This window comes from Blastocatellia bacterium (assembly GCA_016713405.1).
Classification (GTDB): domain Bacteria; phylum Acidobacteriota; class Blastocatellia; order Chloracidobacteriales; family JADJPF01; genus JADJPF01.
The window spans coordinates 277,894-298,882 of sequence record JADJPF010000003.1 but is presented as its reverse complement, the minus strand read 5'-3'; the positions used below and the strand labels follow the sequence as shown (position 1 = coordinate 298,882).

The window sequence follows — 20,989 nt, the reverse complement described above, 5'->3', positions numbered from 1 at the left end:
TATTTGTTTCTTAACATTAAAAGACTATATCACCCTTACAAAGCTTAAAGAGACTTAACTATTATTTCCTAGGGCGCAAACCATAAGCGCGAAACTTAAGAACAACTAATTGAAAAGTAAGGGGTTAAATCTTAAGCCCCAACAGGGCGAAAGATATGTAGCCCAGAGCGTAAGCTCTGGGTTTAAGTAATATACCATATAAAGTCCCAATGGGGCGTAAGAGCTTTTCTTAAAGACTCTTTCGCCCTTTCAGGCTTGAGAAGGCTTAACTATAATTTCCTAGGGCGCAAACCCTAGGCTACAAATTTTACGCTCCTTCGGAGCTAAGATTTGTGTTATTTATTCATTATAAATAACTTATTTCTTAAGTTCGCGCTTATGGGGCTTGCGCCCTAGGCTACAGTTATTTCGCCCCTCTGGGGCTTAAGAGTTAAGAATATAAAATTGCTACATTACTATAAGTTACGCTGTATTAACCCAAAAACAAAAACACAAGCAAAAGCTCGCTTGTGTTTGATTATTGATTAATTTATCTAATTAAATGTCTTATCTTCTTCCTCTAGCAGGCGGACTTCTGCGCTCAGGACGGTCATAGTCGTTTCGCTCTCTACGCTCAGGACGTTCTGAACGCTCTGGGCGCTCTGAAGGTTGTTGTTCTGGGCTTTTAGCTTCCCCATTACTACTAGCACCTTTTTCATCCCTTAGTAATACACGTCGGCTTAAGCGAACCTTTCCACCTTCATTGCTAAGGCATTTAACCATTAGTTGTTGACCTTCTTTTAGCTCATCACGAATATTACGAATACGATAATCAGCAACTTCTGAAATATGTAGCAAGCCTTCTATGCCTGGTAGAACTTCAACAAAAGCACCAAATTCTGCTAAACGAGTGACAGTACCTAAATAGCTCTTTCCAATTTCAACTTCAGCAGTAATCTCTTGAATTAATTGTCGAGCGCGTTCGGCTGATTCACCATCAGAAGAAGCAATGCTTACCCGTCCATCATCTTCAATATCAATCTTACAGCCTGTTTTTTCTACTAGGCCACGAATAGTTTTCCCACCTGGCCCAATGATATCTCGAATTTTATCTACAGGAATTTGGATTGAGAAAATTCTTGGAGCATAAGCACTAATCTCTGTTCTAGGAGTCGAGATAGCTTCTTGCATTTTATCTAAGATAAAGAAACGACCTTGTTTAGCTTGTTCAAGTGCTTCTGCCATAATTTGGGCGTTTATTCCACCTATTTTTATATCCATTTGTAATGCTGTTATACCTTCACGGCTTCCAGCAACCTTAAAGTCCATATCTCCATAATGATCTTCTGCCCCAGCAATATCTGTAAGAATCGCATAACGGTTGCCAGCCATCACTAACCCCATAGCAACACCTGCAACAGGTGTTTTTATCGGAACTCCAGCATCCATTAAAGATAATATTCCACCGCAAATTGTTGCCATTGATGAAGATCCATTGGACTCTGTAATATCAGAAACTATACGCAAGGCATAAGGCCAAACATCTTCAGTAGGTAAAACAGGTTCTATAGCTCTTAGTGCTAAGGCTCCATGTCCTACTTCCCGACGGCCCGGTTGTCCTACACGTCCAGTTTCACCAACAGAAAATGGTGGGAAATTATAGTTAAGCATTGCTCGACGAGTAACTTCACCTTTTTCTATATCATCTACATATTGCACATCATGTTTTGTTCCTAATGTAACAGTTACTACAGCTTGAGTTTCTCCACGAGTAAAAATAGAACTACCATGAACACGAGGCAACCAACCAACTTCGCAGGTAATTGGGCGAATTTCTGAAAAACGTCGTCCATCTGGTCGACGACGGTTTTGCATTATATCTTCTCTAAAAACTTTCTCTTTTAAGTGATCAAAGATTTTACCTACTTCTTTTTGCTTATCTGGCTCTTCTGCATAACTAGCTATAGTTTTCTCTTTTAATTCATCTACTGCTTCATAACTAGCTAATTTATTTTTATTGCGTACATCTAAAGATTCTCGTAATTGTGAAATTAGTTTTTCTTCTACTTCTTTAACTAAATCTTCATTTAGTTTATGTATAACTACTTCCCGTTTTGGCTTACCAATAGCTTCTCTAATTTCTCGTTGCATAGCACAAAGCTTTTTAATTTCGCTATGCCCAAACATTAAAGCTTCTACCATTACATTTTCTGTAACTTCTTTAGCTCCAGCCTCAACCATTACAATAGCTTCTTCTGTACCAGCAATAATTAAATTTAACTGAGAATTTCTTAGCTCTGAATAAGTTGGGTTAACTACGTAATGCCCTTCTATAAGACCAACTCTTACACAACCAACAGGGTTTGGAAAAGGAATATCTGAAATATAAAGTGCTATTGAAGCACCTGTAACAGCTAACACATCTGGATCATTATTTGTGTCAGCAGACATTACCATAGCTATAATTTGTGTTTCATTTGTATATCCTTCTGAAAATGAAGGACGCAAAGGACGGTCAATCAATCGACTAGTTAAAACTTCTTTTTCTGTAGGCTTACCTTCACGCTTAAAATACCCGCCTGGAATACGGCCAGAAGCATACCCATATTCACGATAATCTACTGTTAAAGGGAAAAAATCCTTACTTTCGTCTTGTGTTTTTTCTCCTACGGCTGTTATTAAAACTACTGTATCGCCATAACGAATTATTACAGCACCATCAGCTTGTTTTGCGATTTTGCCACTTTCAACTGAAAACTCTCTGCCACCAAAATTAATGGCTTTCTTAAAATACATAACTTTCTCCTCTCTACGAGCCGCAAACGAAAAAGCCATGTTAACTAAATCCGCTGATTTAGCTAAACATGGCTTTTTAATCCCTCAAAAAAATAATAGCCTATTTGTGCATAAAATATGCACACTAATGAGCAGTCCACTAAAAGCAGACCAAAATATAGATCTACCAAATCGCTATTGGACTGTTTCAACCTATAATTACTTCCTGATTCCTAATTTACCAATGATTGCTTGATATCGGGCAAAGTCTTGTCGTTTAAGGTAATCAAGTAAACGACGTCTATGGCTCACCATTTTTAATAACCCACGGCGGGAATGATTATCTTTGACATGGGATTTGAAATGTTCAATTAAACCTTCGATACGTTGTGTTAAAAGAGCAATTTGTACTTCTGGTGAACCGGTATCACTATCATGAGTTTTATATTTTGCGATTAAATCTTGCTTAACTTCTCGTTGTAAAGCCACTTATGCTATTCTCCTTCAAAGACTAATAACTTAAAAAATTAACTACCTACAAGTCGCAAATCTTGAAACTACTTAGTATCCTAGGTCTTTTCCAGATGACAGCATTATCCAATCAAAATCTTAACTAAAACTCTTTCGCAAAAGTTAAGACCTTCTAAATAATGGATTTTGTCTATCACCCGTCAGGAGAGTCTACCGTTTTTTATACAGTTCCTAAATTTAGGATAATTTCGCTACAACGACAGGCAACAGGTAGAAAAATTGAAACTTTAACGGCGTAAAATAGCATAGAAAAACAAAGCCTGTAAAGCACCTTTTACAATTACTTTATAAAAATCCATATACACTTTTAACTAATCCCTTTTTTATTTTGCTAAGGTTAGCTCGCTTGACAGTGTTAATTTAGCCACTTAGTATCAACTTTCATTATTTTTAAGCTTTAATTCTTTAGGTTTTAATCATATGAAAACACTTTATTTTGACTGTTTTGCTGGCATCAGTGGCGATATGACCATTGGAGCATTATTAGACTTAGGACTAGATTTTCACTTTTTAGACTCTGAGCTAAAAAAACTAGTCTTGCCTGGCTATCAATTGAGCCTACACCGCGTTACTCGTAGCCAACTAGCCGCTACCAAATTTGATGTCACCTTGACAGAAAATCATGAGCATCACAGTCATAGCCACGATCACGATCACAGCCATAGCCACGATCACGATCACAGCCATAGCCACGATCACGATCACAGCCATAGCCACGATCATAGTCATAGTCACGATCATAGCCATCGTCACGATCATAGCCATAGTCACGATCACAGCCATAGCCACAATCACGATCACAGCCATAGCCACGATCACAGTCATAGCCACAATCACGATCACAGCCATAGCCACGATCATAGCCATAGCCACGATCACGATCACAGCCATAGTCCACGATCATGAACATCGCAACTTGCCAACAATCAATAAGTTAATAGATGAATCTAGTTTGTCGGTATGGGTTAAAGAGACAGCTAAAAAAATTTTTTACCGACTAGCAGTAGCAGAAGGAAAAATACATGGCATTGCGCCAGAACAAGTTCATTTTCATGAAGTTGGCGCGGTAGATGCAATTGTTGACATAGTTGGTGCTTGTATTGGTTTTGAAAAATTAGGAGTAGAAAAATTTATTTGCTCACCCTTGCATGTTGGACGTGGTTTTGTAACTTGCGCTCATGGAAAATTCCCTATTCCAGCACCAGCAACAGCAGAAATGTTGCAAGGCATTCCAATTTATTCAACAGAAATAGAAAAGGAAATGGTGACACCTACAGGAGCAGCAATTGTCTCAACCTTATGTAGCGAGTTTGTCCCACTACCAAAAATGGCTATAGAAAAAATTGGCTATGGTGCAGGAGGTCGAGATATTGCTAATTTTCCCAATGTTTTAAGGCTATTTTATGGTGAACTAGCACAAGAAAGTAAGCTTACACATAGCCCTGTGTCTTCTGAACCTACTAGCGCAAATTTAGAAACCATTACCATAATTGAAGCAAATATTGATGATATGAATCCTCAAATATATGGCTATTTGATGGATAAGCTACTTAAACAAGGCGCGTTAGACGTTTTTTACACTCCTATTTATATGAAGAAAAACCGTCCTGGAGTGTTATTAACAATTCTTGTAGAAAAAAATAATTTTGAAAATATCTCTGCTATTTTGTTTCAAGAAACTACAACTTTAGGCATTCGCTATTATGAAACTAACCGACGTACTTTAGCTAGACATAAAAGCCAAGTAGAAACAATTTATGGTGAGGTGGAAGTTAAGTTTGCTTCTTTAGGTGAAAAAATAATTAATGTTATGCCTGAGTATGATTCTTGTGCAGCATTAGCACAAAAAGCTAATGTGCCATTAACTTTGGTACAAACAGCCGCTACACTTGCCTTTGAGCAAGAAAAAGATACCCTCCAACAACAACTTTATAAAGGTTAAACTTTGATGAAAGACGATAAATTAGAAACACTGTCTAGCAATGGTAATTCTTTAACAATTGACGATCATTTGCCCCCAATTGAACATCAGGCTATAGCAAATATTGACTTAGCTAAAATTGCTCAAGGGGTAAAGCTAATTTTAGAAGGTATTGGAGAAGACATTACACGCCCTGGAATTGAAGAAACTCCAATGAGAGTTGCTAAAATGTATGCAGAAATTTGTGGAGGGCTTCATCACGACCCCAAAGAATATATTAAAGTCGTACCAGCAGAAACTCATGACGAAATGATTATAGTTAGAGACATTACAATTTTTAGTCTCTGCGAACATCATTTAGTACCTTTTTTTGGGCAAGCACATATTGCTTATATTCCTGATCATGGCAGAATAGTTGGTCTGTCTAAACTGGCTAGAATTGCTGATAATTTTTCTCGCCGTCCACAAATTCAGGAACGCCTTACCACACAAATTGCAGAACTGCTTTATGAAGGCTTAAAGGCTCGTGGCGTTATGGTTGTGGTTGAGTGCGAACATATGTGCATGGCAATGCGTGGCATTCGTAAACCAGGAGCAAAGACTATAACTTCTGCTGTGCGGGGTGTTTTTCGTACCGACCAACGCACCCGCGCCGAAGCAATGGCATTAATTAATAAAACTCAAATGTATTAGGTAAAAAAGATGAAGACTTTCTATGTAACTACACCCATTTATTATGTTAATGCAAGACCTCATCTAGGCCATCTCTACACCACAACTATAGCTGATACAGTTACTCGTTTTAAGCGTCAGCGTGGTTTTGATGTTTTTTTCCTCACTGGCACAGATGAGCATGGACAAAAAATTGAGCAAGCTGCTAATAAAAGACAACCCTAGGTAGATGTAAAACAACATGTTGATGAAATCGTAGCCGAATACTTAGATATATTCGCTCAATTTGGGCTTAATTACGATCATTGGATTCGCACAACAGACGATTACCACAAAGAAGCCGTCCAAGAACTTTTTCGTTTAACAGACAAAGCTGGCTATATTTATAAAAGTCATTATGAAGGCTGGTTTTGTGTTGGGTGTAGCGAATTTAAAGAGGAAGAAGAAGCAGGTAAAGCCCCCTTTTGCCCGCTTCACGACCGAGAAGCAGAGCGCGTGTCTGAAGAAAGTTATTTTTTCAAACTATCAGCTTTCCAAGAACGCTTACTAAATTATTACCAAGAAAATCCAAACTTTATCAGACCTGAATCCCGACGAAATGAAATAATTAGTTTTGTTAAAGGTGGATTAAAAGATCTATCCGTCAGTCGGGTTTCGGTAAAATGGGGAATACCTGTCCCAGACGACCCAGCACATACAATTTATGTTTGGTTTGACGCGTTATCAAATTATATTACCGCGCTAGGTTGGGGAAATAAGACTCGTAGCGGGTTTGACAAATACTGGCCGGCAGATTTGCAGCTAGTAGGTAAAGATATCTTACGCTTTCATACTGTTTACTGGCCTGCGTTTTTGATGGCTGCCGGGCTTGAGCTACCTAAAACAGTTTATGCTCATGGAATGTGGCTATCGGGCGGACGCAAAATTAGTAAAGAGTTAGGTAATGTAATTGAGCCTAAAATCTTAATTAAATACTTTGCACGCGATTATATACGTTATTTTTGCTTACGTGAAATGGTATTTGGTTTAGACGGTGATTTTACCTATGAGGCATTAATTAACCGTGTAAACAGTGATTTAGCCAAGGGTTTAGGAAATTTAGTTAGTCGTACATTAAAAATGGTAGAAAAATATTGCCAAAGTTTGCTGCCCGCTTGTCCAAAAGCTTTTAGCAGTGAAGTAGCAGAAAAATGGCAAGAAGAAGCCTGCCAGGTTAGAGATCTTTGCTTAGAACGTAGCAAAGTTTTTGAAAACGAGTTTAATGATTATAATTTTAGCCGTGCTTTAGAAGCTGTTTGGGAAATTATTGCCCGTGTTGATAAATATATTTCTGATAGCGCACCTTGGAATTTAGCTAAAGATGCTAGCAATCAAGAACAACTTGAGACAGTTCTTTATACTTCACTTGAAGCTTTACGTTATATTACGGTTATGCTTGCACCAATTTTACCAGAATTAAGTGCAAGTATTTGGTCACAAATGGGTTTAATGGACAGTCCAACAAACATAAGTCCAGAAAATTTAGCGTGGGCAGAACTTCCATCAGGAAACAAGATTGGCGAAGTAAAAGCTCTTTTCCCAACTTTAGACAAAGAAAAGTTAATGGCAGAAATTACTGAGGAGAAAAAGAAAATGTCTGAAAATAACACTGTAGCACCTGTTGAAACGGTTCCAGCCACACCAGAAACCACTGAAACTACAGCAACAACACCTAAAGTAGAAGTTCCACCCCTACGCCCAACAATTAATATTGATGATTTTGCTAAAATTGACTTGCGAGTTGCCCAAGTTTTAGAAGCTGAACGAGTTCCCAAAGCTGATAAACTATTGCGTTTAGTAGTAGATGTAGGCGAAGAAAAACCCCGTCAAATCCTAGCCGGTATTGCTCAATATTACACACCTGAGCAAATGTTAGGGCGTAAAATTGTTGTCATCGCTAATTTAGAACCAAGAAAACTTCGTGGTTTAGAATCCCAAGGAATGTTGTTAGCAGCTTCTATTGGCGATGAAGGAAAGCCCGTCGTAGCAGGATTTTTAGAAGATGTGCCTAATGGAGCGCGGTTAAAATAAGTAATGTTTATTGATTCACACGCACATATTGATTTTTATAGTTATGATGAAGACCGTCAAGAAATGCTCCAACGCGCTCAAGAAGCAGGCATAGACATAATTGTTGCGGTTGGCAATGGTGATATCTTAAAAGATTCGCATAAAATCGCCCAACAATTAGCAGATCAATATCCCTTTATTTATACAACCGTTGGTGTACATCCTCATGATGCTTCACTACTAGATAAAGAGCTAGAAAATAAGCTAGTTGCACTTTCTCGCCACCCAAAAGTAATTGGTTGGGGGGAAATTGGGCTAGATTATTATTATGATAATAGCCCGCGTGAAGTTCAACAAAATGCTTTTATTCAACAACTTAAGCTAGCTAAAGAAAGACAACTTCCAGTAATTATTCATACGCGCGATGCTGAGGAAGATACTATACAAATCCTTAAAGAATATTGGCTAGACACTGGGCTAAGAGGCATTTTTCATTGCTTTACAGGAAGTTATGAACTAGCAAAAGCAGCAGTAGATATGGGTTTTTTAATTTCTTTTTCTGGAGTAATTACTTTTAAGAAATCTAAAGAGTTAAGGGAAACTGCTGCACGGTTGCCACTTGATAGCCTGTTGATTGAAACTGATTGCCCATATTTAGCACCAGAGCCTTTTCGAGGCAAACGCAATGAACCAGCATGGGTCAAAGAAACTGCTAAACGCCTAGCAGAACTCCATAGCAAAACCACTGAAGAGCTAGGAGAAATTACTAGCACTAATTTTCGTAATTTTTTTAATTTATAATCCCAACAAGGATAATGTTTTATGTCCCAGCAAAATACTTTTGATATTGTTTCAAAAATCGACTTAACCGAAGTAACTAACGCTATAAATCAAACAATGAAAGAAGTTAAACAACGGTTTGACTTTAAGGGAAGTAAAAGCGATATTACTTTAGAAGAAAAAGATAACACCGTAACTTTACTATCCGATGATGATTTTAAGCTAAATAGTCTTAACGACGTTTTCCAGCAAAGATTAATTAAGCGTGGTGTACCGTTAAAAGGGTTAACTTATGGCAAAATTGAGCCAGCAGCGGGAAGCACTGTCCGCCAAAAAATTGATTTGCAACAGGGGATTCCAACAGAAAAAGCCAAAGAAATAGTTAAATATATCAAAGATAGTAAGTTAAAAGTTCAAGCCTCAATCAATGCTGATATTGTTAGGGTTGCTGGTCGTGATCGAGATATTTTGCAAGAAGTAATTAAACTGCTTAAAGAAAAAGATTTTGGCATTCATATGGAATTTACTAACTATAGATCTAACTAGCTATATTATAAGTATTTATGGAAACTAACAGCCAAGAAATAAGCTTATTTCTACTGCAAAAAAGCGATCTTCCAGATGAGGTAAAAGAAAAAAAGCCAGAGCAAAAAGAAGAAGAGCCAGATTTTATACGTATTCGTTGCCCATTATGTAGTTGGCAGCCAAAAGCCTCTAGCCGCTGGTATTGCATCAGTAGCGGACATCCTGAATATTTTTCTAATGGTTGTGGTACTGGCTGGAATACTTTTGATACTCGCGGGCTTTGTCCGGGCTGTTATCATCAATGGCGGTGGACGGCTTGTTTATTTTGCTCTGGGTGGTCGCTACACGAAGATTGGTATGTTAAAGACTCCCCAAGCTAAAATTTAAGTCATGGAAGATGTATAAAAAGCATTGTTTAAGGCTTCTGCAAATTCAAGTGCTGTTGCATAACGTTCTTTAGGAGCTTTGGCTAGAGCTTTAAAGATTACATCTTCTAAGGCAGAAGGAAGATTAGGTACTAATTCATGCAATGGTCGAGGTTTATCAGAAATTTGCCTTGCCATCATTGCCATCATAGTTTTAGCTTGAAAAGGATGTTGTCCAGCAGTCAATTCATAAAAAATTAAGCCTAAATTATAAATATCTGTTCTGTGATCATATGGCTCTTCCATACAACGTTCTGGCGACATATAAGCAGGCGTTCCAACAACTAAGCCCGGAAGGGTTTTCATTTCATCAAAATCATTTTCTATTACTTGTTTTGCTATTCCAAAGTCTATTAATTTCATTACCTCGTTGTTATCGTCTGTACGATGTAAAACTATGTTGGCAGGCTTTAAGTCTCGATGAATAATGCCTTGTGAATGCGCCACATTAAGCGCGTGACAAATTGGGGTAACTATTTGTATTGCCCGTCGAATAGAAATTGCGCCTACTTTTTGCTGTTCACCTAATAAGGTTTCTCCTCTAAGTAACTACATTACTATATATGGAGTACCTTCATCAGTAAAATCAAAATCGTGTATAGTAATTATATTAGGGTGTTTAATAGTAGCTGTTGTAACAGCTTCTAAATGAAATCGTTTTGCAGTGTCAGGATCTCTAGCATAACTACTACGAAGTAGTTTTAGTGCAACTTTATCACCAATTAAAAGACGTTGGGCAAGGTAAACTTCTGAAGCACCTCCGGCCCCTAAAGAGCCTAGAATCAGATATTTATTATCAATAATTTCGCCATCTCTTTTTTTTACTTTTGCTAAATCAGTTCGTGTTTTTGGGTCTTTACTATCTCCACCATATCTTAAGCTTTTTAATTGTTCTCCATAACCAAAAGTATAATCTTTGGCTTCTTCTTCCTGGGAAATATCCGCAATATTACTTAAATCCATTTCTAAAAGATTAATAATAGGGATAGTTTCCATTGGATTTAATACCGGAGCAACTTTTGCTGGTTGTGGTTCGGGGGGTTTTATAGAAAACATTGCCCGTAATTGTTCTTTGGTTGTTTGTTCCATAAGCTAAATAAATACCAAAAACTTTAATAAAAGTGGCTCAACAATTAAACAGCAGTTTTTACATTTGGGTTAGGAGACATAAAAACTAACAATACTAATTTATTTTGAGAAATATTTTCTACTCCATGCACAAAACCTGAAGCGGCTAAAATCGCATTACCTTGGTCTAAGATTTTTTCTTCTGTTCCAACAAAAAATTTCCCTTCACCTTCTAAAACAAAATAAACTTTATCTGCCCCATTATGGGTGTGCAATTTTTGTTGTTGTCCTGGTTCAAAACAATATATATCACAGAAAAAGTTTTCTGTTTCAAAAAGATTTACTTTTACCATTTTTTCTGGAGAAAAATTTTTTAGCTCAGTAAATAGCTTTACGTCCAAAAGAATCCCCCTAGAATTAACTAATTTATAGTAACTAATCAAAAGGATAAAAAACCATAACAAAAAAGGTGTGATTGTTACAGCCCAATATATTTAGATTAAATAATAATTTATGCCCTCGGCGCGACTTGAACGCGCAACCTACGCCTTAGGAGGGCGTTGCTCTATCCATTTGAGCTACGAGAGCAAGACTCTTTAAAATTAGTTGAGCCTTAAACGTTGACAAATCTTTCTAATAATAAACAATACTTATGACTGATATTGTAGTAAGGAATATACATTATGATTAGCTAGTTTTTCCCTGCCTTGAAGGAAATCTAACTCTATAACAAAAGTTAATCCAACCACTTGACCACCTAATTTTTCAACTAAATCAACTACTGCTTTAGCCGTTCCACCAGTCGCTAGTAAATCATCAGCAATTAAAACCCTATGACCCTGGCCTACTGCATCACGATGTATTTCTAAAGTATCAGTACCATATTCTAATTCATAACTAATTGATTCTGTGGAAGCAGGTAATTTTCTTGGTTTACGTACAGGAACAAAGCCTGCGCCAATATGATAGGCAAGTGCTGGAGCAAAAATAAAACCTCGTGCCTCAATTCCAACTACAGTGTCTATTTTTTCTCCTGCAAAAGCTTCGCTCATTCGGTTAATAACTGTCTTTAACCCCTTAGCATTTTTCAGTAAAGTAGTAATATCATAAAACAAGATTCCTGGTTTAGGAAAATCGGGTACTTCCCGAATCAATTTTTTTAATTCTTCCATTTGCGTTAACCGCCTCCCATCCAACATTTATCAATAAATTCTAAATGTAAATTACATACACCGCCTTGACTAGTAGTAATAGCTTTAACACAACTCAAGACAATAAAATTTTCTCTCATCATAGAAACTCGGACTTTGCTACCAATTTGTGCTTCTGTTGCAGCCATCACACAGGCCCCACCACGACTAATATTAGTAACTAAGCCTGGTTCTTGCCTAATTATACTACTGTTAATGTCTAAAAAATCAATCATAACATCTATTGGGATATTATGACGTGCATCTCTTCGGCCAGGACGTTCCCAAGCACTATTATTTGTGTTAGGAGGTTTTGCCACTTCATTGGTTCCTGTAGTTGTGTTTGTAACTGAGTGACTAGTAGGATTATTTGCATTTACTTGTGTTGTGGTGACAGGTTTGTAGGTTCCAGTAGTTCTTTTTATTTCTGTATTAAAAAATTCTGCACTTTGATAATTTTCATATCCTGAAGGAGGATTTTTACCTATAAAAGACAGTCCAACCTCACAACCACCTTCTGTTAACATATGAACTCGTTGGACTTGCGCATAAATTTGATAAACATCTTTAGCTAAATCATAAAGACGCAACCGACGTGGCATTTGCATACTTAAAAATAATATTGTTCCACGTGGCACAATTGCTTCTAAAACTAAACAAAGTCCAAAGGCAGAAGCGTCTTGTGTTTGACAGAGTTCACGGAATTTTTCTCCATCAATAGTACGCCCAATGACTTGAACAGGCATAGAAACCTTTAAACGGGGACGGGAACGTTTTTCTTGCATAGGATTAACTATTATTAATACCCAAAAAAAATTAATTTCTCTTAGCTACTAGTATTCAATACGAAAACCTTGAAAGCGTCCTGTATTTTCTAAAATCTTTTCCTCTATTTGAATCACTTCTGCATGATAAGGCCCAATGGCTAGCTCTTTCTTAAAACTTTCCATTGCCTCACGCTGGCCTTCAGCTACAATTTCTACTTGTCCAGAAGCTAAATTACGTACATATCCAGAGATCTGATATTGATTAGCCGCACGCATTGCAAAATAACGGTATCCCACCCCTTGAACTTTGCCAGTAATGAGAAAATAACGGGCTAAATGCATAAATATTATTAAGTAATTAATTTTAAGCTATCCGCTGTAATATAAAATAATAATGAAGCCGGACTAAGTCGGGGCGAGTGGATTTGAACCACCGACCTCACGGTCCCGAACCGTGCGCTCTACCAGACTGAGCCACGCCCCGGATAAATTGTGATTGATAAAAATTAGAAGCCGCTTTCTTCCAAAGTATATGGCATGGATTTTTTCTGTCAAGCCACTTCTGATTGATAACCCTTTCTGTTTTGATTAGTTAATGGCTACTTTTTAAGAAAATAAAATAGCTAAAACACTACTTAAAAAAGTAGAAACACTAGTAATAACCTTTTATAAAATTTAGAAATTGCCTAACATTTGGTTATGCAGCTAAAGCATTTTTATAAATAAAAATAAGTTAAAAGTAGAAAATTTTATGACAAATGGAGAGAGACAAAAACCAAAATAGAATTTAATTAATGCACTGTCAACAAAGTTTTTTGGCTTTTTATCTCTTAAAGCCCCAACGGGACGAAAGATAGGTAGCCTAGGATTTCAACCCTAGGTATAATAATCAGGTATTCCCAAAAGCCCAAGCGGGGCGACAGAGTTGTTTCTTAACATTAAAAAACTCTATCGCCCCGTTGGGGTTTTTAGGGGCATTGCGTTATTATACGTAGAGTCGAAGCCCTACGCTACGTATCTGTTGCCAACTGGGGCTTAAGATTAAAATATTAGAATATTTAGTTTACAGCGTACTTAATTTAACCAAATAAAAAACCTGCTAATTTGACTTAGCAGGTCAAGATACAACGGAATATGATCCAAAAATTGGGAATCTTAGTTATTACGTTTACATTACTTGTGTAATTTTAAGTAAAATTTATTAGCAGCAGAACATTTATTTTTCCAAACAATTTTTATTAACAATCTGCCAATATACCTTTCAAACACTTATTATCAAAATACAAGCTTATAATTGCCAATTTTTAAGTTTCTTCTCCTGCAAAGCTAGACACATAATCTAGCAGTAGTTATTTATTATATTTTGGCAAAGCTTAAGAACATTTAAGTATTTTTCTAGGTTTTATGGATATTAGAGAGCAAATAAAAACCTCCGAATTTTATAAAAGTATTTCTGCTGCTAATAAGCCTAAACGTTTATTTATTTTATCTAAAACACCTAAGCATTATAACTATGAGGGCGTAGGCATCTTGCAAGAATCTTTATCTACTACTGGCATTATTCCTAAACCGTAAGATTTTGCCTTTAAGCTACGCTCCTCAAACCCAGTTAACTTTTTTGCATAAATCTAAAGATATTTTGTGTTAGTTAATAAGCTACATTATTAGGAAATTTTTACATAAAATAAGCAAAAATCTACAAATGGTTTTTTTTATCGCTAAATAGCTTATTTTATCGCCAAAATAAACTTAACTACCTGTTAAGTTAGTTGCAGATAGCTAATTATTAAGGGATAATTAGCTAATTTTTTATCTCTATTTTTATCTTATAACTGCTTACTAGTCTTATGGTTAACTTTAGTAACAAAACTTTAACTAAACATAATACTCCGGTATTTTTGCTAATAGGTTTTTGTATTACGTTATTCTCTGTTCATCTAGCTTATAGCCAACAAGCAAATGTCAAATTTACAAATTACCAAATAGACCAGGGTTTATCCCACAACGTTGTTTCAACTATTAATCAAGATAAACAGGGTTTTATGTGGTTTGGTACAGAGGACGGCCTTAATAAATTTGATGGTTACAACTTTACAATTTACCGTCCTGATGGAAAAGATCCTTATTCTTTACCTAGTGGTGAAATTCTAAAAATTTATGTAGATAGAGAAGAAACTCTTTGGGTAGCAACATCTGAAGGATTAACAAAATATAATCCAAAAACGGATAATTTTACGGTTTATAAGCATAACTCCAATAATTCTAATAGTTTGACTAATAACCGTATTAGTGCAATCTATCAGGATAAAGTTGGAATATATTGGATTGGAACATCTAAAGGCTTAAATAGGTATGATGCAAAGGCTAATAAGTTTACATCTTATCTTTATGATGAAAAACTTCCAACAAGTATAAGTAATGATCTTGTTACAGCTATTTGTGAAGATAAAGAAGGAAATCTTTGGGTTGGAACAGAAGAAGGTCTTAATAAACTTGACCCTAAAACTAATAATTTTACTCGTTATCTTAGTGATCCAAAAAAAACTGGAAACCTTAGTGCAGATGACATTTTGTCGCTTTATCTAGATAACAATGGAAATCTCTGGGTTGGTACTTATGGAGGAGGACTTAATAAATTTGACCCTATTACAAACTCTTTTACTGCTTACTTAAACGAAGTTAATTCATCTAGTAGCACTGATGGCAACGATATTTATTCAATTTGTGAAGATCTTTGGGGTAAGCTTTGGGTTGCTACTACAACTTTAGGGCTTTTTAGATTTGATCCTAAAACCGCTGATTTTACTTTATTTACAGATGATAAACTTTCTGGTGCTAATTTAAGTAGTGATGAAATTTGGTCAGTTTTTCAAGATAGAGAAGGAATACTTTGGGTTGGAACCAATAATGGTGTAAACAAAGCTGACTTAAACCGTCAAAAATTTACAACCATTTTTAAGGATCCAAGATTTCCTAATAGTTTAAGTCATAATACTATATATGCTTTTTGTGAAGATTCAAAAGGCAACTTATGGGTTGGGACTGGTGGAGGAGGCTTAAATCGTTATGATGCTAAAACTAAAACCTTTAAGCATTATATGTATAATAAAAATTCTAATTCTAGCTTAAGTCATAATACTGTTTATTCAATTTATGAAGATCAAAAGAAAATATTATGGGTAGGAACACATGACGGAACTTTACATCAATACGACCCTAAAATAGATGGTTTTAAGAGAAAAACTTTAAGTGACAACGGCTTAGGCCCAATTTGTCAATCAAGTTCTGGAATTTTTTGGATTGGTTCAATGAAAGGACTAATTAAATATGATACTAAAACAGAAGAAACTAAAACCTACTTAAACGACCCTAAAAATCCTAATAGTTTAAGTAGAAACGCTATTTTTTCTATGCTTGTGGATAGTGATGACAATATTTGGATAGGTACTCAAGGCGGAGGATTAAACAAATTTGACCCTAAAACAGAAGCTTTTACAATTTACAAATATGACCCTAAAAATCCTACTAATAAAAGCGTAAATGCAAATACCATAATGTCAATTCATGAAGACAAACAAAAGAGGCTTTGGATAGCAACTTATGGTGGAGGGCTAAATTGTTTTGATCTTAAAAGCAATAGTTTTAAGTATTACAAAAAAGAGCAAGGTTTAGCAGATAACGCTATCTTAGGGTTATTAGAAGATAGTCAAGGAAATCTTTGGTTAAGTACTAGTAGCCGAGGACTTATTAAATTTAATCCTGTAAAAGAAACTTTTGCTAGCTACGGCCCTAGCGATGGATTACAAGGCTACAGTTATAATTCTGGAGCATATTATAAAAGTAAAAGTGGAGAGATGTTTTTTGGTGGAGTAGATGGTTTTTCTCGCTTTTTTCCTGAACAAATAGAAAGCACTAAGTATGTCCCAAGAATCATTATTACCAATTTTAAGATTTTTGATAAACCTTCTCCAAAAGCCGCTCTTTTGTTAGCTCAAAATTTAGAATCAAATGAAGTTTTTGAACTTTCTCATAAAGAAAATTATTTTTCTTTTGAATTTGCGGCTTTAAGCTATTCTGACCCAGAAAAAAATTCTTATGCCTATAAACTTATAGGACTTAACGAAACATGGAGAATGGTTGATAATAGAAACTATATTAGTTACACTAACTTAGCTCCAGGAGACTATATTTTCAAAGTAAAAGGGGCAAATAGTGATGGCATTTGGAATGAACAAGGGGTTTCAGTAAAAGTAAGAATTGTTGCTCCACCTTGGCAACGTTGGTGGGCTTACTGTCTTTATTTTGGTACTTTTTCAGTAATATGTTTTACTGCTATTAGAGCTAGAAATAAACGGCTAAGAATAAAACAAGAACTGCTAGAAAATCAACTACGCGCAAATGCAGCAGAAATAGCTAATCAAGCTAAAAGTGCTTTTTTAGCAAATATGAGCCACGAATTACGCACCCCATTAAATGCTATCCTAGGTTTTACTCAAATAATTTTACGCAAACACCCTTTTGAAAAACAAGAGGGTGAGTACTTAAAAACTATTTTGCGCAGTGGTGAACACTTACTATCTTTAATTAACGATGTTTTATCTATCTCTAAAATTGAATCTGGCAAAGTCGAACTTCAAAAAACGACTTTTAATCTTCATAATTTACTTAGTGATATTACCAGTATTTTTACATCTCACTCTACAGGAAAAGGTTTAGAGTTTGAATGTAAAATTCCTGCTAACTTGCCTCAACAAGTCCAGGGAGACGAAAAGAAGCTTAAACAAGTATTAATTAATCTACTAGCTAATGCTGTCAAGTTTACTAGTGTAGGTAAAATAACTTTAACTGTTAGATATAGTGATTCAAGAGTATTTTTCCAGGTTCAAGACACTGGAACAGGTATTTCCAAAGAAGAAATAAACAAATTATTTGGGGCATTTGTCCAAACTTCTAGTGGTCAACAATCCAAGGAAGGAACAGGACTTGGACTATTTATTAGCCGCAACCTTGTACAATTAATGGGTGGAGATATAACTGTAGTTAGTGAAGAAGGTAGAGGAAGCGTATTTGCTTTTGATATTGAACTACCTCAAATAAATGAGAGTTCGCAAATAGTAGGATCTGAAGAAGATAACATCATAGGTTTAGCTGAAGGCGAGGCAAAACACCGAATTTTAGTAGTTGACGATCGAGCAGAAAACCGCACAGTTTTAAGCACTTTTTTAACTTCTCTTGGTTTTGAAGTTCGCCAGGCAACAAATGGTCAAGAAGCTATTGAAATTTGGCAATCCTGGCATCCAAAGTTGATTTGGATGGATATTAGAATGAAAGTTTTAGATGGTTATAGTGCGACAAGAAAAATTAGAGAACTAGAAAATAACTCAAAATCAACCGTAATAATTGCTATGACGGCTAGTGCTTTTGAACAAGACCATGCTGGTATTTATAATGTAGGATGTGATGATATTGTTACTAAACCTTATTTAGAAAAAACCATTTTCCAAAAATTAAAACAGCACCTTGGAGTAAAGTTTTCCTACAAAGTTTTGGAGACTAAAACAGAGCAAAAATCTAACAAAGAAATAAGCTCTTTTGAAATAGTTGCCTTGCTAGAAAATGTTCCTACAAAAGTGCTAAACCGCCTGCATAAAGCAGCATTACAAGGTAGGTTAACTTTAGCAGAAGAGATAATTGAAGATATAGGAAAAGATAATAAAGACCTAAAAAATCATTTACAAAACATGATTAAAAACTATCAAGTAGAAGCTCTTTTACAAATGATAGATAAGCTTACAAATAAAGTTAGTAAATAAAGATCTTTGGCTAAAAGGTTTATTTTATCGCTCAATGGACAATCCATCTTAACAAGCATTCGACACCCCAAGTATAACTGTCCTAAAATTACTGGTGAAGAGTCTGTTTTATTGTAGGGATTATAAGATGCCAACTACATTTGCTTATTAAACCCCAAAAAAGAGCTTTGATTCTATGCCATTAAATATTGAGAGCTATAAAGGGGAAGTCTTAATTGTTGATGATGAGCCAAACAATTTAGAAGTCCTATCAAAAATGTTAACAGCACAAAACTATGATGTAAGAGTAGCCAATAGCGGTCAACACGCGCTTGCATCAATAAAGGCTGCACCTCCTGATATTGTGCTTTTAGATATTAATATGCCCCTAGTCAACGGTTATGACGTTTGTCGTCAGCTAAAAAGTAACCCTAATAGCCAAAAAATCCCTGTAATTTTCATTAGTGCTAATAGTGATATGATAGACAAAATTAAAGCTTTTAGCGTTGGTGGTGTGGATTATGTAACTAAACCTTTTCAAGTTGAAGAAGTTATTGTGCGGGTTGAAAATCAATTAAAAATCTCTCGGATGACTAGGCAACTTTATTTAGAGCTTTTACTTTATCAACTTAATCCACATTTTTTATTTAATTCCTTAATGTCTATTCGAGCTTTAATTTCTACAGATGGCAAAGCGGCTGAAAATATGCTTACACAACTAGCAGACTATTTACGCTACTTGCTACTAAATAGAAAGAAATCAATAGTTTCCGTAGAAGAAGAAATCCAAGCTACACTAAATTATTTAGCTATAGAACAAATTCGCTTTAAGGATACATTAATAGTTAAAACTAACTTTGAAAAGGCAGCTAATAACTACACAATGCCAGCCTTTTTGCTACAACCACTTGTAGAAAATGCTATTAAGTATGGAATGGTGACTAGTAGGCTACCACTTGAAATAAAGTTATCTGTAAAAATAGAAAATGATATGCTCATTTTTGATGTAATTAATAGCGGCTATTGGATAGCAAAACCTGATGATGACGACATTCCTCAAAGTGCTAGTTTAGGTGTAGGATTAGATAATGTAAAACAACGCTTAAAAGAATATTATTCTGATAATCACACTATTAATATTAGTGAACAAAAAGGCTATGTCTATATAACAATAGAAATACCTGTTTAATCCTAGAAGAAAGGTATAAATAAAACAAATGAAGCAACTACGTGTAGTATTGGTAGATGATGAAGAATTAGCACGTCAAGACCTACAACATCAACTTGCTCATTTCCAACAAATCCAAGTTGTAGGTCAAGCCAATAGTGTCGAAATAGCTATAGAAGTAATTAATACAACTGAGCCAGATTTGGTATTTTTAGATATACAAATGCCAAAAGAGTCCGGCTTTAAGTTGTTTGAAAAAATGGAAATAGACTTTTCTGTTATTTTTGTTACTGCTTTTGATAATTTTGCTATTCGTGCTTTTGAAGTAAATGCCCTAGACTATTTGCTTAAGCCTGTTAGTTTACCTCGGTTAAGTCAGGCTCTCGCTCGATTAGAAAAATCACCTAAAAATGAGTCTAAACCCATTCAACCATTAGATTACAACGATTTTATTTTTATTAAAGGTCAAGGTCGAACAGGCTTTGTAAAAATAAATTCTATTAGTTATATTTCGGCAACTGGCGATTATACAGAGGTTTACACAACTAAGGGTGAAAAAAAACTAGTCCTAAAATCCTTACGTGAGTGGGAAGAACACCTACCTTCCCAACAATTCTTACGTATTCACAGATCAGTTTTAATAAATATTGAATATATTGAAAGAATAGAGCCTTGGTTTAGAAGTAGCTACCAAATTTATTTGCGCAACATAACAACTCCATTAACAACTAGCCGCAAATATTCTTCTGAACTAAGAAAAAAATTCTTTTAAGATTTAATTTTTAGGTTGATTATAGTAGTCTATTAACCTATTACTTTCAATAAATACCAAAGTTTTTATCTATGTCAAAGAGTAATAATAGTTATCTGTACTTGCTAGATACTATTTTAATGTGTTATTAAAGAAAAACTTACAATAAAAAACTTTGCGCCAACAACAGTTAGTATCTATTAGGAGAGATAATATTGTTTTATGCCTAAAGTAGAAGAAATGATCAAAGATATCTCTCTGCCAATAGCACTTCCCGAAGGGGCTTTTATCCTTTTTGGTAAACAACGCCGCATACCTGATTTTGACCTAATTATTAAGCAATTACCTTTAGAAGTTAGAGAACAGCTAGATCCAAATGCCACTGCTTCTAGTGGAGGCACGGGAGCTTATTTGCTCCCTTTAATAGAAGGAAATTTCTTAAAAATGAGAGTAGAAAATTACCAAATTGTAGAATTGGCAGTAGTAGAGTATTAATTACTTCGTGTCACCAACAAGCTATTGGACACCTTGCTATCATTTATTAGCTTATGCTATAAAGACGGGTTTTGCAGTAAAATTTTAGCTTGTTTATTTTG

17 protein-coding genes, 2 tRNA genes and 2 pseudogenes are annotated in these 20,989 nt (G+C 35.4%); 11 read left to right on the top strand and 10 right to left on the bottom strand.

Annotation, left to right across the window (positions count from 1 at the left end; all coding sequences use genetic code 11):
- Positions 1 to 546: 546 nt before the first annotated feature.
- Both pnp and rpsO read right to left on the bottom strand, forming a co-directional pair.
- Positions 547 to 2,775 (bottom strand): polyribonucleotide nucleotidyltransferase, encoded by a 2,229-nt coding sequence (gene pnp, locus IPK14_04665; protein MBK7992713.1) that lies wholly within the window; start codon positions 2,773 to 2,775, stop codon positions 547 to 549.
- A 198-nt stretch (positions 2,776 to 2,973) separates the two neighbouring features.
- Positions 2,974 to 3,243: a 30S ribosomal protein S15 gene (gene rpsO / locus IPK14_04660; protein ID MBK7992712.1), complete on the bottom strand. Its 270-nt coding sequence runs from the start codon at positions 3,241 to 3,243 to the stop codon at positions 2,974 to 2,976.
- Positions 3,244 to 3,705: 462 nt separating this feature from the next.
- Here rpsO and larC point away from each other — a divergent pair.
- From larC to IPK14_04630, 6 genes and pseudogenes are all read left to right on the top strand, one after another.
- Positions 3,706 to 5,227 (top strand): annotated as a pseudogene (gene larC / locus IPK14_04655) (nickel pincer cofactor biosynthesis protein LarC).
- Between the two features lie 6 nt (positions 5,228 to 5,233).
- Positions 5,234 to 5,899 (top strand): GTP cyclohydrolase I FolE, encoded by a 666-nt coding sequence (gene folE, locus IPK14_04650; protein MBK7992711.1) that lies wholly within the window; start codon positions 5,234 to 5,236, stop codon positions 5,897 to 5,899.
- Positions 5,900 to 5,908: 9 nt separating this feature from the next.
- Positions 5,909 to 7,948, top strand: a pseudogene (gene metG, locus IPK14_04645) (methionine--tRNA ligase).
- 3 nt (positions 7,949 to 7,951) lie between these two features.
- Positions 7,952 to 8,728: a TatD family hydrolase gene (locus IPK14_04640; protein ID MBK7992710.1), complete on the top strand. Its 777-nt coding sequence runs from the start codon at positions 7,952 to 7,954 to the stop codon at positions 8,726 to 8,728.
- A gap of 21 nt (positions 8,729 to 8,749) precedes the next feature.
- The gene (locus IPK14_04635; GenBank protein ID MBK7992709.1) at positions 8,750 to 9,253 is read left to right on the top strand and encodes a YajQ family cyclic di-GMP-binding protein; all 504 of its coding nucleotides are present in this window, start codon (positions 8,750 to 8,752) and stop codon (positions 9,251 to 9,253) included.
- A 17-nt stretch (positions 9,254 to 9,270) separates the two neighbouring features.
- On the top strand, positions 9,271 to 9,612 hold the full coding sequence (locus IPK14_04630) for a hypothetical protein (GenBank protein ID MBK7992708.1): 342 nt from the start codon (positions 9,271 to 9,273) through the stop codon (positions 9,610 to 9,612).
- 3 nt (positions 9,613 to 9,615) lie between these two features.
- Here the strand turns inward: IPK14_04630 and IPK14_04625 are convergent, their stop codons facing one another.
- The 8 genes from IPK14_04625 to IPK14_04590 all read right to left on the bottom strand — a co-directional run bounded on the left by IPK14_04625 (position 9,616) and on the right by IPK14_04590 (position 13,166).
- Positions 9,616 to 10,158: a serine/threonine protein kinase gene (locus tag IPK14_04625; GenBank protein ID MBK7992707.1), complete on the bottom strand. Its 543-nt coding sequence runs from the start codon at positions 10,156 to 10,158 to the stop codon at positions 9,616 to 9,618.
- Between the two features lie 48 nt (positions 10,159 to 10,206).
- Complete coding sequence (locus tag IPK14_04620; protein ID MBK7992706.1) at positions 10,207 to 10,746, bottom strand: hypothetical protein; 540 nt, start codon at positions 10,744 to 10,746, stop codon at positions 10,207 to 10,209.
- Between the two features lie 44 nt (positions 10,747 to 10,790).
- Positions 10,791 to 11,078, bottom strand: coding sequence for a cupin domain-containing protein (locus tag IPK14_04615; GenBank protein ID MBK7992705.1), 288 nt, complete (start codon positions 11,076 to 11,078; stop codon positions 10,791 to 10,793).
- Between the two features lie 161 nt (positions 11,079 to 11,239).
- Positions 11,240 to 11,313 (bottom strand) — tRNA-Arg (locus IPK14_04610).
- A 62-nt stretch (positions 11,314 to 11,375) separates the two neighbouring features.
- On the bottom strand, positions 11,376 to 11,897 hold the full coding sequence (locus IPK14_04605; GenBank protein MBK7992704.1) for an adenine phosphoribosyltransferase: 522 nt from the start codon (positions 11,895 to 11,897) through the stop codon (positions 11,376 to 11,378).
- Between the two features lie 5 nt (positions 11,898 to 11,902).
- Positions 11,903 to 12,700 (bottom strand): PilZ domain-containing protein, encoded by a 798-nt coding sequence (locus tag IPK14_04600; GenBank protein MBK7992703.1) that lies wholly within the window; start codon positions 12,698 to 12,700, stop codon positions 11,903 to 11,905.
- Positions 12,701 to 12,748: 48 nt separating this feature from the next.
- Positions 12,749 to 13,024 carry an acylphosphatase gene (locus IPK14_04595; GenBank protein MBK7992702.1) on the bottom strand — a complete coding sequence of 92 codons (276 nt, stop codon included), beginning with the start codon at positions 13,022 to 13,024 and terminating at the stop codon, positions 12,749 to 12,751.
- Between the two features lie 68 nt (positions 13,025 to 13,092).
- A tRNA-Pro gene (locus IPK14_04590) sits at positions 13,093 to 13,166 on the bottom strand.
- Positions 13,167 to 14,086: 920 nt separating this feature from the next.
- Here IPK14_04590 and IPK14_04585 point away from each other — a divergent pair.
- From IPK14_04585 to IPK14_04565, 5 genes are all read left to right on the top strand, one after another.
- Positions 14,087 to 14,257, top strand: coding sequence for a hypothetical protein (locus tag IPK14_04585; GenBank protein ID MBK7992701.1), 171 nt, complete (start codon positions 14,087 to 14,089; stop codon positions 14,255 to 14,257).
- A 272-nt stretch (positions 14,258 to 14,529) separates the two neighbouring features.
- Positions 14,530 to 18,495 (top strand): response regulator, encoded by a 3,966-nt coding sequence (locus tag IPK14_04580; protein MBK7992700.1) that lies wholly within the window; start codon positions 14,530 to 14,532, stop codon positions 18,493 to 18,495.
- A gap of 175 nt (positions 18,496 to 18,670) precedes the next feature.
- The gene (locus IPK14_04575) at positions 18,671 to 19,663 is read left to right on the top strand and encodes a response regulator (GenBank protein ID MBK7992699.1); all 993 of its coding nucleotides are present in this window, start codon (positions 18,671 to 18,673) and stop codon (positions 19,661 to 19,663) included.
- A gap of 28 nt (positions 19,664 to 19,691) precedes the next feature.
- Positions 19,692 to 20,414, top strand: coding sequence for a response regulator transcription factor (locus IPK14_04570; GenBank protein ID MBK7992698.1), 723 nt, complete (start codon positions 19,692 to 19,694; stop codon positions 20,412 to 20,414).
- Between the two features lie 201 nt (positions 20,415 to 20,615).
- Positions 20,616 to 20,888 (top strand): hypothetical protein, encoded by a 273-nt coding sequence (locus IPK14_04565; protein ID MBK7992697.1) that lies wholly within the window; start codon positions 20,616 to 20,618, stop codon positions 20,886 to 20,888.
- The last annotated feature ends 101 nt before the right edge of the window (positions 20,889 to 20,989 follow it).